Source organism: Photorhabdus tasmaniensis, assembly GCF_011189505.1.
GTDB classification, from domain to species: Bacteria; Pseudomonadota; Gammaproteobacteria; order Enterobacterales; family Enterobacteriaceae; genus Photorhabdus; species Photorhabdus tasmaniensis.
This window is the reverse complement of record NZ_PUJU01000013.1, coordinates 35532-50732: the sequence shown is the minus strand read 5'-3', so window position 1 is coordinate 50732 and position 15201 is coordinate 35532. Positions and strand designations below refer to the sequence as shown.

Below are 15201 nucleotides of genomic sequence, written 5' to 3'. Positions count from 1 at the left end.
CACCTTCGTTATGTGTGATTTTTTCGGCCAAAAAAATGTTCAAGCTGAGCGGTGGCCTCTGGTGCAAGGTTGCGCATAATGCTCATAAAATCCTGGCTAATCAGGTTTTGTATCCGCTCAATCATCAATGGTGCCGGATGACTGGATTCATGTAATAGAAAGTACTGTCGCACGGCTTCCAGCGCCTGTTGAGCTTGTTCACGATTCTGGATACCGGATGTTTGCCAACCGTTGGAGGCCTTTGGTTGGTGCACATTGTTGCCTTTGTCCGGCAGTGAATGCCCGCTATCCTCCGTCGTTTGAACCGTGTCGGATTGGGGAGTGAGAAGCTGCGTCAGACGATGAAGCGTCGCCATCTGACGGCGCATATCCGGTAGTCCGCTATCACCAAGATGACCACGTAGTGTGTTAAACAAACAATGAAGGGTGTTTGTGATTTGTGGGATCAGCTTCGTGACCGGTGCGTCACTTTGCTGTAATTCAGCGATCAACCGATCGATCCCTCCGGGAAACGGGCTCTCCTCCGTATTGTTGCCATCCAGGCATTTCATCACATCTGCCATTGTGAGAGTGATCCCATTCAGGCGGGCAAATTCGCAAAGGCGCACTTGTTTAGCCAGTGCGAAACCATCTCCTAATCCCTGTAACGCGTTGATACGCATCAGCGGATCGGGTTCACCATCCAGCTCTGTGGCCGGCCACAATGTTTCCCAATAATGTGCGACTATTTGTTCTAATAGCATCAAGCCTTGCGCATATCCTGCCAGACCGTGTTGGCGGCACCAGGCTTGTATCAGCAAGATAATAATGTGCAAATCTTTGCTACGGGTGAGCAGAGCCAGTGCGTTTTTCTCTATCTGGTGCCAGTCAGGTTCCTGTGTCGGAATGATAAAGTCGCCAAATTGCTGTTCAGCTTTTCCTTGAGCCAGTTGAATCAGGTGGATGAATTCAGCGCTGTACTCCAGATCTTCGCCGCAAGGATGTTCTTGGCTGACCGGGTTAAGTAAAGGTGCGATATCCATTTAAGGTTCTCCTTAGGGTTTGATGCAGGTAAATTCCGGTATGACAAACGGGTTGTGTATGCTATCGGGGGTGAGTATCAATGTGGCTTGATGTCCTGCCAGATTGAAGGTGATCCGGTAATGTATGCTGTCTTCCTGAACCCACTTTCCAGCGTCAATCAGCCTGTTTAATGCCCAAGGCCCTAAGGTTTCCAGTGATTTGGTTTTGCCATTCGCCAGCAGCATGGTGAGTTTGGCTGTACCGGTGTTGTTACTGCTGGGCCAGGTGAAATACCAGGGTGTCAGGGGACCGTGGCTGTAGCTGACGCGCTGATCGTTAAGGGTTAACGACAAGGTAAGAATATCGTTATCCATTTGCAGCGGTTGCAAGGTAAAAGAGAATGAAGGCTGTGAAGAGGCCGTACTAAAGAATGCATCACGGATAAATTGCGCCTGCCGGAATGTTTTCAACAGTGATTGATCTTGCTGTTTGGTACTGCCCAGTGCCCAGGGGAAAAAGCGCCATTCATCACCCTGAGTATTGACTTTATCCGCCAGATATTGATTAAAAAAGCGATCCATCAACCCTTGATTCGGTGCAAACATATGCGCCATATCATCAGGTGTAATATCACGTTTGCTGTAGTGGGACAGTGGATAACGTCCGGCAATGGCTTCACGGCAGAAGTCACTGAGTTGTGCCCCGGCGAGTTGGTGTATGCGTGAAACAGCTTGTTGTTGTGTATCGCCTTTTGCACCCTGCGTCATATCCATGATCATGCTGCGGAACGGCTCAGGCAGACGGCCTGCGTCAGCCTGTAATTGTGTCAGTATGGTGTCGGAGGCGGCAGCGGTGTTTTCGCCATTTTCCTGTAAAGCGGTGAGATAGCGATACAGATCACCCAGTTTTTTGAATAGATCGTCAAAGGCGATAGTATCGCTGTGATCGCCCTGTGGACGAGCCAGATCGAGCAGGTCGCGGTAGTGGTTTCTGACAATCTGTTCTGGTGAAGGCAGTGTAGGGGGAGGGCTGACAGCCGGAAACAGGTTTTGCAGTTTACGGGTTGCTTCGTCATTCAATTGCTGGCCCAGTTGTGCGAGTTTGCCGTTATCTTCCGGTGGAGAGAGTGCGACAACATGACTGGTATTGATCAGCAGATTGCGCAGAGGGGAATGAGCGCCGGAGAGAATACGGACATTATTAATACGCTGGTTCAGGTTATTGGCTGGAATGAGGGCGATATCATTGAGAAATGTATCCCATTCCAACATGAAATCACTGATATAAAGCTGGCGCACCTGGTAAGCCGCATCCGGTTTTTCCTGTACCTGCGACGGTATATTGAGGACCCAGCGATCAGTGTCATGCAGTGCTTTTACCGTATCATCTACTTGTGCAATCAGGCCGTGCCAGTATCCGTCTGGTGTAAAGAAGCCGGGGATTGCTGCGGTATCCGGCAGGGCACTTTTTCGTTTTAACACCAATTCAGCCTGAGATCCGGCCAAATCAATCAGATTGACGGATTTAAAACGTCCGTTATTGAGCAGTCTTTTTTTGATGCTGGTATAAACCCGCAGGGAAAATGTGGAGCACATGATATTTTTTATCGCTTCCTGTATCAGTTGCTGATCTTTGCCCTGAGACCAGGCAGGCTGATTCTGATTCAGTAGTTGATAGAGATGCCCTTGGAGTGCTTTGCGCTGTGTTTCATCCAACTTTTCACTACCGGGGATATGAGACAGGTTCAGCATCAGCCAGGCAGTAAGGAATTTGCCGTCATAATGTTGTGGCTGAAATAGCATCTGGTAGGCTTTCAGCGCCTCGTAGGTTGATTCGTTGCTATCGCCATCGGTTTGTTGGCGCAAAATACTCTCGACTTGCTGTGTCACCAGCGGCAGCAATAAATTCTTTAACGCATGCTGATAAACCGGATAGCTCGTGCTGTTCAGTTGAGGGCCCCGATACAACCCCATGCCATAAACCAGTGGGGGGCTGTCTGAATCAATTTGGTGATTTGCGGTGAGTGACTGTAATTGTGTCAAATATTGGATCAAGTGGGGCAGATCACGGGTTGATGGCTGGCTCAGTGCCTGTCCCTGCCGTTCCAGCACTGGGAGCCTAGCCGTAATTTGTGCCAGATAGCCGTTATTATTGTGATAACTGGTCAGTAACAGTACGCAGATCCCGGCCATTAAAGAGAGTAATAAACTACACCCTATTAACAGGGCAAAGCGTTGGCGTAATGCATACATGCGGTTGATCCCGGCCAGCCCGCTTTCAGCCAAAATGACTTTTTGAAATAACTCTCTTAGGAAGTAACTGCGGGCAGTGCGGCTGGTTACATTGCTATCGCTGTTGCTTACAGAGGAGAGCGCATAACTGTAGTCAAACAGATTATTCTGCATAACGCCGTTGTTGTGCCATGATTCCCCCTGTTTTTGATTGGCGCTGGTGAAATAGAGACCGTGTGGCAACCACGGCCGATCAAAGCCAGAGGTGGCGAAAATAATACTCAAATAACGCATTAGCACCGGACGCAGGGTTGCAAATGCCTGCGGGAAGGCGAAGCTTTGTTCCCGCTGAGTGATATCCTGCTGAGTTAATAAGGTATCCGCCAGTGCGGCATCCAGACGCTGTTGCAGGTGGTTGTACTGTTCATCCAGCATCTGTTGTAAATCAGTATGGGAATGCAGTTCCTGCTGCCAGGGGAAGGTAAAGCCCCAGACCTGATCCAGCTCTTCGCCGTAAAAATGGCTGAAATAGCTACTGAATCCTGGCAGGAGATCGGTTTTGGTGATCATCACATAGATGGGAAAATCAATTTTCAGTTGCAAACGCAGGTCCATCAGTCGCTTACGCAGCAGTAGAGCTTGATGGTATTGCGCGTCATTATCCTGTTGCAGTAGATCCTGCACACTGATCGCCAGAATAACGGCGTTGATTGGTTGGCGTGGACGATAACGTTTTAACAATTTCAATAAAATCTGCCACAGGGGATTACCTTCTTTAAGGTATTCTCCGGCGGGGCTAAGGATGACGCCCTGAAACGTGAAATACCATGAGCAGTGTGATTCGGCACTGGTTTCAGGAAAAGCAAACTGACTGGGATAGGTTGTGTGGTAGAAATCTAATCCTGAGTTTAGCAAGGCTTTGTCTTTGCCGCATCCTTGGGTACCCAGAACCAGATACCAGGGCAGATGATAGAGATAGAGTTTGCCCAGACGTGTGGTTAACCGTTCACCATTCAGACGCAGCCCGCGTTTAATCAGGATTGCTGCCTGTTTAAAGCTGTCTGTCAGGGACTGGGCAGCACTACGGGTTGTTGGTGTGACGACATTACTGACATGGTGTAAGCGGCGGCGCAAACGGCCATTTACCCAAACTTGATAAAGAAAAGGTAACAGCCGTAGTAACAACCACAGCGAAATTAGCGCGGTGATGGCGATTTGGCGTTGTGTTTCCGTCATCAGTGGATGCAGATCACCGATGGCAATAAATGGCCCCATGATCCAGATGAGCAGACACAATGCGGCAACAATGAGAGCCCCCCAAAACAGGCGATTGGTGATGATGGCGATAAATGCTTTCAACATTTTCTTTCTCTCCTGCCTACTGATCTGAATTATCTGGCGTGGTGCTGAAAATAATTTCAATACGACGATTCAAGGCTCGGTTTTTGGCATTGGTGTTGGGGACTAAAGGGGCTTCTGCGCCGGCACTTTCAACCTTTAGCCGTTGTGGTTGGAGTAAGCCGGTGCGTAACGGCTGTGCTACGGTTTCCGCTCGCGCCAGTGACAGGGCATAGTTGGAGGAATAGGCATGTGTATGAATTGGCAAGTTGTCACTGTGTCCGCGTACGATGATCTTTCCGGTAGTCAGGTTCAGTTGTTTGGCAAGAGCCTGGAGAGGTGCCTGATAACGCGGATTGAGTGTTGCTGATGCAGAAGCAAACAAGTCTCCCCCTTGTAGGGTAACACTGACATGATCCGCGTTTTGGCTGATGGTGATGTCCTGCTGTTCTATCGCGGGTTGCAGTACTTGCCGTAGATGCGCAACAGAAAAGCTTTCAGCTGGTATGGTGGCTTCTGGTAGTGGCAAATTGTATATGGATGCCAACACGGGTTCTGTCTGCTGATTAAGCCGGGTGTTCAGACCGATGTAGAGCAGACTGGTCATCAATGTGCCAGATAGCGTGAAAAACACCAAAAAACGGGATAACCGTGATGGTTGATGGGTATTGATTGCGAGAGGAGGAAGCGCGCTCAATGCGGCAGGATATTCCCCTCTTACCTGACGCAGGCGTATTGCCAAACGCTGGATCAGGGTTTCCAGTTGAGCGAGGCCGTTGTCAATCAGGCGGTAGCGCCCACCAAATCCCAGAAGCAGACAGAAGTAGAACAGTTCGAGCAGATCGATATGTTTACTGGGTTGTTGCAGCAACATATCCAGTAACTTGAAAAATTTTTCACCGCCGCTGCTCTCTTTGTGGAATGTAATCAGCAAGCCATTACCTGACCATATGCTATTGTCTCCCCAGGAGGTCAATGCGACCGCTTCGTCCAGAGAAGTACACAGACAATAACGGGCACCGAGGACAGTTTCATAACTGAATCCCGCTTGTTGGCACTGTTTCTCAAAGCGATATATTTCTCCGATCAATTGTTGACGTAACTGACCAGAGTCTTCCGGCTTGGCTGTATAACGAATATGTGGCATAGCGTTTAACAGAGGATGAGCCGCCTGCACTAAAGCATTACGATAGTCACGATTCATATACTGATATCCTCATCATCAGGCAGGTGTTTGAGTGCCCAAAATGCCATTTTCAGACCAGGAAATTCACCAGCGACGTAAAAAGCAAATACCCTGGATTTCTCCAGCGACTGTTCAGTTTTATCGTCGAATTCCAATTTGAAGTAGCAGTACCCATTCTGATAGGGAAGTTGTCTGGGGATCTGTACCTGGTGGCGTAAGGCGATACCCGGCAACTGCAAACGCACCAGATCGCGTATACAGTCGGCTGACGCGATTTTAATTTGGGCCGGAAAGTGAGCCATAAAAGTGTCATGCGCCATCTCTGACTTCACAACCAGAATAAAATGGTAATCATCCAGGCTCATTTGTTCCGGCAATGATGCTACGCTTAATCCTGGCAGACGTTTGGTTAGGGGCAGTGGTACAACATGCTCTTCCAACACAATGGACAAGTTGCGTTGCAGTAAAGTACAGAGGCGGGTGAAACAACCGCCAGTATCCAGATGATTGTAGCGGGGTAGCTCTCCTTCCAGTGTATAGGGTGCTTGAAAGGCGCTCATTTCCAGTGCGTAGCCGATCCAGATGAGAAAAAGCGTTTCCGGTGCCTGTTGAGGTAGATGCATGATGTGTTGAAGTTGAGCACTGAAGCGGTTTAATAGCGCCAGCCGTAACAAATCACAGGTGTTGGCGCTGTTACATTGCAGATGGCGGCTGAGTTGTCGGCTGCGTTGCAGTAACAGACCGTAAAGATCGTGAGTCATGCTCTGTAACAACGGATTTGCCCAACAATTAAGTAACGGTGGAATATATCCGGTATCCAGCATGACGGAGCCATCCTGATTTTTTTCTAAAACCCTCAGTACTCCCATAGCAACCCATTCGCCGTTGAGTTCATTTTCTGGTAGCAGGCGCAGGCGTAATTTGCCGCAATGCAGGGTGGTACTGCCAAGGGCCAAAGAGTTAACGTCGCTAACCTCCTTTTCAAATGCCTGATAACGTGCCAGAGAGTCTGGCGCATCATCGAAACTGACGGATTCGCGCCCGGCCAGATATGCCGGTATAGCCAGAGTGATAATCTGCGAACGCAGTGAAGTGCTGATAGTTAACGCGGGTGGTGCCTCGTCAGTTTCAGTGAATCCAAAAGCTGTGCCATCAGGCATAATACCACTGGCGGCCAGCAGTGAGATTTTCCCCAAAGCAAGTTGGCTCTCATCAAGTTTTAATGATGAAAATCCCCAATTGTAGGCTCGTTGCAGGGCTCCCCATTGACGCAGGCGTGCATCCACATATTCATCTGCTTGCTGAAAATGGTGGGGTCGTAAAAACATGCCTTCCATCCAGAGAACTTTGTGTGCATTTTTCATGGGTAGTCTCCTGAGCATGTGTGATTCATTTGGCAGATTCAGATGTCATCCGTAATCCGTGTGAAGTAACGGTAATCAACTGAGAAGTCTCAGAGGATGAAAAAGGATTTAAAACCGATAAATAAGATACGGTTGGAAATGATGATAAAGGAATAACAAGCCGCCACTGTTTATCGGTAATATTTTGGTATTCTGCCCAAATGGCAATATATTTTTCTGCTGACGGCGTATTAATCGTAATGCTGATATCATTTTTTCCTTTTATTGGCATAAAGAAGATTGATTTTCGATAAAGTACAGTATTGTCCAGCGCTGAATTAGGCGTTTTTTGTAAAGCAGAGGTGTCTGCCTGATTAAATTTATCCGGATCATTTAACAGAAATATATTTAATCTTAAAGGCGCGCTATTGTTAATATTTCCTTGAGCTTGAAATTTAATGGTGTAGGGAATAGTTTTTTCCACTTTATTTGCAGAGCAACTCACAGTCAGAAATATGCTCAACAGAATAAAAGAGGAAAAACAGTAATTTTTATAGTGAGGAAAAAACAGCATAGAAAGTCCTCCATCACAGGCCCAGCAGGAGTACCTTAAGCTGGCTGGGAATTAAACGCATACCGATCATGTTGGTGCTGTTTTGCAAACTCAGGCTGGTGACGCGCGTTGCAGGAAATCCTTTAATTAAAGTGGTAAATGAGCCGATTAAATGGCGTGAAGGCCCCATGACGGTACCGGAAACAATACCGAGATTGATGCCAAGATTATCGCCGAAGCTTGAGTTAGTCACTGTCGCCATATTATGTGCAGGCATTCCCATAAACAGCACTTTATAAGTGTGAGGTGTCGCCATCAGACCCAGAGTCATATTGGGATAGGGAACGGGCACTGGGATAGGTAAAGGTGTCATACAGACATCTGGAAATGCCAGATCCATACCAAAAAGTTGACAGTTTGCAAACATATCATCACCTATCTAATTAACGTGTTGCTATTTCTGTCAAATAGATTAGCAAAGGAAAAAATATAACCAATAAGGTGTTGACCTTATTTTACTTAGAAAGTGATTGTGGATGTTTGAATATTAATGATGTTGATTTTTTCATTCTAAAAATAAGGGTTTTGGCTGATTTCAATGAGAGTTGTATTTCGGAAGAATTTCAGCAGTCGTAGGAGATAAAATTGGTAATTAATGTGTGGATGGAATGGCATTGTCTTTCTCTGTTTAGTGGCATGGCAGTGCCTGGATCTATTTCTAATATAATGATATTTAAATAAAAGCGCTCATGAATAAAAAAATAGGGTATGTATCTGCCATCAGCGTAGCATTGCTATTGGCAAGTTGCTATAAACCCAATAAGAAAAAAGAACCCGTGGTGCAAGAAGAAAATCTTAATACCATTGGCAGCGAACATAAACGGAAAAAAAGGTGGCTACAGCCTCAGACTGATGAAAATGTAAAACAAGGAGGCGATATTCCTAAACTGGGTACAGAAAAGGATTCCGCCGGGGAAGTGCGTGCTAATTTACCTTTATCTGATGGTGAATTGACCAGTGGTTCAATCGATCTTTTTTATCCATTATATGATGGAGATGAGCGTATCCTGTTTGGTCAGGCAGGTGCTCGCCGCTTTGATGGGCGCAGTATAGTTAACTTGGGGGTTGGTCAACGTCATTTTCAAGGAGACTGGGCTATAGGTTACAACACTTTTTACGATGCTCAGATCTCGGGCAATGCTCACCAGCGGTTGGGGATCGGCTTGGAGTATTGGCGTGATTATCTGCATTTGGCTGCTAACGGTTATTTCGGTCTGACGGACTGGCACTCATCTTCTGCATTGAATGGTTATGCTGAACGGGTGGCGAATGGTTATGATATCCGCGCTCAGGGCTGGCTTCCCTCTTACCCGCAACTGAGTGGTAAACTGAAATTTGAGCAATATTTCGGTGATGATGTTGCGCTGTTTAATCATGAGAATCGTTATAAGGACCCGCGAGTACTGACGGTGGGGCTGGATTATACGCCTATTCCATTGATTTCATTAGGTGTTGATAGAACTTTTAGTCATAGTGGCAAGGATGACACAAAGGTTGGCTTGTCCTTCAATTATCAGCTTGGAGTGCCTTTATCCCAACAGATTGATCCGACGACAGCACCGGTAAGACGCACTTTGGCTGATAATCGTCACCGTCTGGTTGAACGTAACAACAATATTGTGTTGAAGCATCGGGAAAGATCGCAACTGAGCCTGAATTTGCCAACAATACTCAGTGGATTTGGTGGCGAGAGGAAACTGATTAATTTCTCTTTCAACGGAAAATACTGCCTGAAATATATCCAGTGGGATGACAGCGTATTACGCGCGCGGGGCGGCAGGATAGTCCCATTGTCGGATAATAGTTACGCAGTACATTTTCCCCGTTATAGCAGCCAGCAAAGTAACCATCTTACGATTTCGGCTATGGCACATGATGAACAGGAAAATATATCAAATAGTAGTGAGATGGTCATATTGATTAATGAGCCGGTTGTGTTGTCTGCGCCTGCAATAGAGCTGGTGGAAGACGATGAATCTAAATTAGTTATGAGGACCGGTGAAGGTGATGAAGAGCCACCTTTATTGGAGGAAAGGGAAGAACGGCAGGAATTGGAACAGGGGCAGTTAGAGCAGGAGCGTTTGGAACAAGAATATTCAGAGCAGGAGAGGCTGGAACGGGAGCGCTTGGAACAAGAGCAGTTGGAGCAGGAACGGCTGGAACGAGAACACTTGGAACAAGAGAGGTTGGAACATGAACAGCGTCAACCAGCAGGCCCGCCACCGCCACCTCTACCTCAAGGAGGGTTTCAAGGAGGAACAGGAGGACCTCAAGGGGGTACGGGAAGGTCCCAAGTGGGAACAGGAGAGCCACAAGGAGGAGAAGATCTTATGACAGAGCTCGAAAGAAAATTAAAATCGCGTAAAACGAGATCGAGTGAAGACATAGATAAAGAACAAGAAGGCAGAAGAAGAATGAATAGGCTAAGTCCAGAAGCTAAAGCTATCTTTGAACAAACTAATAGAGTGCTAGGTAATCATGTAGTACATGACGATGACAGTGGCGATGAATGGAAAGATGAATAACAAATAACTCTCATACCAACTATTTACCAAGTAGTTTAACCCGGAAACCTGAGTAAAAAGCGATCATCCCTTCCCACATAAGCATTATTTGTGGGAAAGGAAAAACTCGGTTTCTGCATAATCGGTTGCCAGTAATGAGAAAAACGTTTCGTTGGCAAATATTGATTTTCGTTTGGGTTCTGTTGATGTTAAAGAGGTGTAAAATTGATTTTAGTCACAATTTGATTACGAGATTCTGATAAATTTTATCTGATTGTTATCTGCCGTAAAGCATTTATTATCTTTTGGTGTGTTTTTCTTAAATTATAGAGTGCTGGAAAAATATAGCCCAATGAGGCAGGTTCTAAATCTGCTGTTAATTAACGTGATAGGCGTGGAGTCATTTGGGTTTTTTACAAGAAAATATCTCTGAATAATAAGGAGATTATAAAATGAGAACACGCTCATCATTAGTGATTAAACTCACGATGTTTCTATCATTGACGTTGTTTCTTATATGGTTGATTTCTGTCGTAGCGACGGCATTTTTTTCTTTCAAACACGCACACCAACATGTGATGGATGAGTTATCACATCTTGCGATCTTACGGGCAGATTTAAGTAATCATCGCTTTGAGGGCGCAGAGAAAGATGCGCAGGAACTGGCGAGGCGCTATGACGCTTATTATGAAAAGTATGAAAATAATAAAAATATTTCGTCGAATACTGATAGCAAATATCTTCCTATTAATGGCAGTATTTGCCAGCCTGATCACGAAATAAGCCAGGATAACTGGTTTATTCAGGCATATGGCGCTGCCGGACAAGCTTATTATCTGGACAGCTTTATTTTTAAGCGATCTCAGGGAATATCTATTTATCCCCCGGAAAAAATTTCAGATGACTATTTTATCAAACGATGTCTTGAGTTGGCGAATTTCCCCATGATCCCCAACCACGATAATATTTATTGGGGACAGCCTGAGCATATTCCCGGCAGTGGGTGGAGTATCTCTGTTGCTGCGAGCGATAAAATAGGCCGGCTGACCGGATATGCGATTAAGTTCAATGATCTATTGTCATATGGACAAGCGGTAACTAATTATGACATCGATCTCTGGCTGGACAGTAATCAGCAGTTATTGCCGTTTTTCAAAGGGAAATTACCGCAGGATACAGAACACCATATTTTAGCATTACTGAAAGATGTCAAGTTGCATGATGGCTGGCAATATATTCCCGGTTATCAGGTATTACGTATCCAGCTTAGAGGTCCTGGCTGGCAGCAATTGGTGCTTTATCCTACCAAAAGTGTATTTGAGGAAGTCATCGATCAAGCGATTATTCAGTTTCCCTTTGCGCTGGTTATTTTATTAATGATAACGCTGACCATATTCTGGATGTTGCACCATTATCTGGCTAAACCGTTATGGCAGTTTGTGAATATTATCGATAAGACTGGGCCACGTGCGTTGGATGTTCGTTTACCGGAGAACCGGCGTGATGAACTGGGTCAAATAGCCAGGGCTTACAATGCGTTACTTGATACCCTGAATCAGCAATATTCCACACTGGAAAACAAGGTAGCAGAACGTACCAAGGCATTAACAGAAGCAAAACAACAAGCTGAGTTGGCTAATAAACGTAAAAGTAGCCATTTGACGACGATCAGCCATGAATTAAGAACGCCGCTGAGTGGAACGCTGGGTGCATTGGAATTGCTGAAAACCAGTGAGATGAGCAATGAACAATTGCAACTTGCAGAGACAGCACACCAGTGTACGTTATCTTTATTATTTATTATCAATAAATTACTTGATTTTTCGCGCATTGAAGCCGGGCAGGTTGAATTACAGTACGCCACCAGTCAGTTGCTACCCTTGTTGGATCAGTCAATGGCGACGATACAGGGAATGGCGCACAATAAAAATTTGATGTTAGAAACCTTTGTCGCTGCTGATGTTCCACAGGTATTAGTGCTTGATGCAAGCCGAGTTAGGCAGATTCTGGTGAATCTATTGGGAAATGCTTGCAAATTTACCGATGATGGTGGCATTTGTCTGACTGTTACCCGCTCGGATAACACGTTGATTTTTGCTGTAACTGACAGTGGGTGTGGCGTAGCGCGAGAAAATATTGCCTTGGTATTTAATCCCTTTTATCAGGTGCAGGAACATGCTCAAGGAACGGGGCTTGGGCTGGCTATTGCGGCTACGCTGGCCAGAATGATGGGAGGTAATCTGGAATTTAACAGTGCTCTTGGTTTTGGCACTAGTGTGGTATTTCAGTTACCACTGATGGATTTTACTGAGCCGGAGTTGTTGCAGGGAGAGATAGATGCGCCGCTTGTCTTACATCATCAACTGATAGCGTGGGGTCTCACCTGTTTACCGGAAAAGCACGTTGGTGAGCTGTCCGCTAATGATTTACTGTTTTTACCCGGTCGCCTGCGGGATATTGTAGAACGTCAGTTGTCCGGTACTCCGCCACCGGTTCAGGATAATGTACCGCTACAGCCTTGGCGTATGCGGGTATTACTGGTTGATGATGCGGTGACCAACCGGGATATCATTGGCATGATGCTGACCCGATTAGGGCAGGAAGTGCAACATGCTCAGGATGGTGCAGAAGCATTATTGTTGGGGCAGCGTTACCGTTTTGACCTGGTGCTAATGGATATATTGATGCCGGGACAATGTGATGGCCTGGAAACGACCCGGCTTTGGCGTATTGCTCCTGACAATCAGGACCCTGATTGCATGATTGTGGCGCTGACAGCAAATACCGTTGCGGAAGAAAAGGAACGTGCCGCTCAGGCTGGGATGAATGATTACATATCCAAGCCGGTCACCATTAATCAATTGGCTCAGATACTGGAGATGACTGCTGAATATCAGTTACGGCGTGATATTCATCTGACTGTGCAACAGGAAACAGACAAACCGCTATTGTCCATAAACTTGTTGCGTATGCAGGAAAAAGTCCGCAGGGAATTATTAATTTTACTCAATGAAGCTGAACAACATATGACTCAACAGGAGGTATTAGAAAAGCTCTTACATTCCATGAAGGGAGTGAGTGGGCAGGCAGGGCTTAATTCGTTGTTATGTATGATTGTTGAAATGGAAAACCAGGTACATAACGGTTCGCTGCCGCAAAAAAATGAGCTGATGAAACTACGCAAATTGATTAACGCAACACTGTGCTCTGCTGAGGAACACGGGCAGAATGCACCTTTTCCGTGAGGTCCTAATATGATTTGCTATAAAGTTTTGCTGGTGGATGATCATGAGCTGATCATAGATGGAATAAAGAACCTTCTTGCTGCATATCCGCGTTATCAGGTTGTCGCGCAGGTTGATGATGGACTGTCTGTTTATGCTGCCTGCCGGGATCTTGCACCGGATATTGTTATTCTTGATATTGGCCTTCCGGGGCTGAATGGATTAGATATTATTCCACAACTTTGCCAGCGCTGGCCGGATTTACGCATACTTGCCCTGACGGCCCATGACGATGAGCTGACTGCCAGCCGTGTACTGCGTGCGGGGGCATTAGCTTATGTGTTGAAAACCAGTTCGCAGCAGATATTACTTGCTGCGATTACCAGCGTTGCTGCCAAAAAGAGTTACATTGATCCTCACCTGAATCAGGAAGCAATCCACTTATTGGGGGAAGGAATAAATGATGACAACACATTGCTTACCCGGCGCGAGCGTCAAATATTACAGCTAATCAGTGAAGGCAATGGTAATCGCCATATTGCTGAGATATTAAGTATTAGTGTTAAAACAGTAGAAACTCACCGCCTTAATATGATGCGAAAACTCAAAGTTCATAAGGTGACTGAATTACTTAAATATTCAAGAAAACTGGGGTTGATAGCTTGATCATACAGTTAGCGTTAATGCTGCTGGATGGCAAGTGGCTATTAAAAATAGCAGGCAGAAACAGCTCGATTATGGAGCTGTTTTTGTGTTTGTAAGTGGCGGATTCGACTAATAAATGCAACTTTTAAAAACAACCATTAATGGCATTTAATCGAAAATCATTAACCATTAATCCAAAGTTGAAAAGAAATCGCACGTAAAATAACATTACCCGAATAAACGGATATTAAAGCGCTTTCTCGCCAGTTATTTAACAGCATCAAAAAAGATAAAAAGCGAATATAATCCGCGTTCGTTAAACATAAAACACGATACCCGATGATGATTAAACTTAACAAAAAGCAGGTGTTAAAAGGGATAAAAACGACGGTTAAAACTTTATACCCATTAAATCCATCGAGTAAAAAAACGACTTCCGATAACAGGTTAACTGTCATCATCATTTAAAAACGCGAATATAAAAGCATTAAACCTTTTATATCAAAATCGGATTTAATTTAATAAATGTAACTTTTAAAAACAACCATTAATGGCATTTAATCGAAAAATCATTAACCATTAATCCAAAGTTGAAAAGAAATCGCACGTAAAATAACATTACCCGAATAAACGGATATTAAAGCGCTTTCTCGCCAGTTATTTAACAGCATCAGAAAAGATAAAAAGTGAATATAATCTGTGTTCGTTAAACATAAAACACAATATCCGATGATGATTAAACTTAATAAAAAACAGGTGTTAAAAAGGATAAAAACAACGGTTAAAACTCTATACTAATTAAATCCATCGAGTAAAAAAACGACTTCCGATAACAGGTTAACTGTCATCATCATTTAAAAACGCGAATATAAAAGCATTAAAGATTTTATATCAAAAGCGGATTTAACGTAATAAATGCAACTTTTAAAAATAACCATTAATGGCATTTAATCGAAAATCATTAACCATTAATCCAAAGTTGAAAAGAAATCGCACGTAAAATAACATTACCCGAATAAACGGATATTAAAGCGCTTTCTCGCCAGTTATTTAACAGCATCAAAAAAGATAAAAAGCGAATATAATCCGCGTTCGTTAAACATAAAACACGATAT

General features: G+C 44.9%; 9 protein-coding genes. 3 read left to right on the top strand and 6 right to left on the bottom strand.

The window, feature by feature from the left end; genetic code table 11:
- Positions 1 to 8 precede the first annotated feature (8 nt).
- The 6 genes from tssA to C5471_RS08145 are packed head-to-tail and all read right to left on the bottom strand — an operon-like array spanning position 9 to position 8080.
- Positions 9 to 1022: a type VI secretion system protein TssA gene (gene tssA / locus C5471_RS08170; protein WP_133813254.1), complete on the bottom strand. Its 1014-nt coding sequence runs from the start codon at positions 1020 to 1022 to the stop codon at positions 9 to 11.
- A 12-nt stretch (positions 1023 to 1034) separates the two neighbouring features.
- Positions 1035 to 4595, bottom strand: coding sequence for a type VI secretion system membrane subunit TssM (gene tssM, locus C5471_RS08165; protein WP_133813255.1), 3561 nt, complete (start codon positions 4593 to 4595; stop codon positions 1035 to 1037).
- A gap of 16 nt (positions 4596 to 4611) precedes the next feature.
- On the bottom strand, positions 4612 to 5775 hold the full coding sequence (gene icmH / locus C5471_RS08160) for a type IVB secretion system protein IcmH/DotU (RefSeq protein ID WP_133813256.1): 1164 nt from the start codon (positions 5773 to 5775) through the stop codon (positions 4612 to 4614).
- Positions 5772 to 7121: a type VI secretion system baseplate subunit TssK gene (tssK, locus tag C5471_RS08155; RefSeq protein WP_166295770.1), complete on the bottom strand. Its 1350-nt coding sequence runs from the start codon at positions 7119 to 7121 to the stop codon at positions 5772 to 5774. The genes icmH and tssK overlap by 4 nt, the downstream gene beginning before the upstream one ends.
- 25 nt (positions 7122 to 7146) lie before the next feature.
- Positions 7147 to 7674, bottom strand: coding sequence for a type VI secretion system lipoprotein TssJ (gene tssJ / locus C5471_RS08150; RefSeq protein ID WP_133813258.1), 528 nt, complete (start codon positions 7672 to 7674; stop codon positions 7147 to 7149).
- Between the two features lie 13 nt (positions 7675 to 7687).
- Positions 7688 to 8080: a DUF4150 domain-containing protein gene (locus C5471_RS08145; protein ID WP_133813259.1), complete on the bottom strand. Its 393-nt coding sequence runs from the start codon at positions 8078 to 8080 to the stop codon at positions 7688 to 7690.
- 322 nt (positions 8081 to 8402) lie between these two features.
- On the opposite strand from C5471_RS08145, the gene C5471_RS08140 reads away from it, so the two are divergent.
- The 3 genes from C5471_RS08140 to C5471_RS08130 all read left to right on the top strand — a co-directional run bounded on the left by C5471_RS08140 (position 8403) and on the right by C5471_RS08130 (position 14107).
- Positions 8403 to 10238, top strand: a complete 1836-nt coding sequence (locus C5471_RS08140) for an inverse autotransporter beta domain-containing protein (protein WP_133813260.1) — start codon at positions 8403 to 8405, stop codon at positions 10236 to 10238.
- A gap of 431 nt (positions 10239 to 10669) precedes the next feature.
- Entirely contained in the window at positions 10670 to 13462 is a 2793-nt protein-coding gene (locus C5471_RS08135) for a two component system sensor kinase (RefSeq protein ID WP_133813261.1), read from the top strand.
- A gap of 9 nt (positions 13463 to 13471) precedes the next feature.
- Positions 13472 to 14107: a two component system response regulator gene (locus C5471_RS08130; protein ID WP_133813262.1), complete on the top strand. Its 636-nt coding sequence runs from the start codon at positions 13472 to 13474 to the stop codon at positions 14105 to 14107.
- Positions 14108 to 15201: the final 1094 nt, after the last annotated feature.

Bases quoted from the DNA above. Each gene is read 5' to 3' on its own strand.
- tssK (WP_166295770.1), bottom strand. From the start codon at position 7,121: ATGAAAAATGCACACAAAGTTCTCTGGATGGAAGGCATGTTTTTACGA.
- C5471_RS08135 (WP_133813261.1), top strand. From the start codon at position 10,670: ATGAGAACACGCTCATCATTAGTGATTAAACTCACGATGTTTCTATCA.
- C5471_RS08140 (WP_133813260.1), top strand. From the start codon at position 8,403: ATGAATAAAAAAATAGGGTATGTATCTGCCATCAGCGTAGCATTGCTA.
- C5471_RS08145 (WP_133813259.1), bottom strand. From the start codon at position 8,080: ATGTTTGCAAACTGTCAACTTTTTGGTATGGATCTGGCATTTCCAGAT.
- C5471_RS08130 (WP_133813262.1), top strand. From the start codon at position 13,472: ATGATTTGCTATAAAGTTTTGCTGGTGGATGATCATGAGCTGATCATA.
- tssJ (WP_133813258.1), bottom strand. From the start codon at position 7,674: ATGCTGTTTTTTCCTCACTATAAAAATTACTGTTTTTCCTCTTTTATT.
- tssA (WP_133813254.1), bottom strand. From the start codon at position 1,022: ATGGATATCGCACCTTTACTTAACCCGGTCAGCCAAGAACATCCTTGC.
- icmH (WP_133813256.1), bottom strand. From the start codon at position 5,775: ATGAATCGTGACTATCGTAATGCTTTAGTGCAGGCGGCTCATCCTCTG.
- tssM (WP_133813255.1), bottom strand. From the start codon at position 4,595: ATGTTGAAAGCATTTATCGCCATCATCACCAATCGCCTGTTTTGGGGG.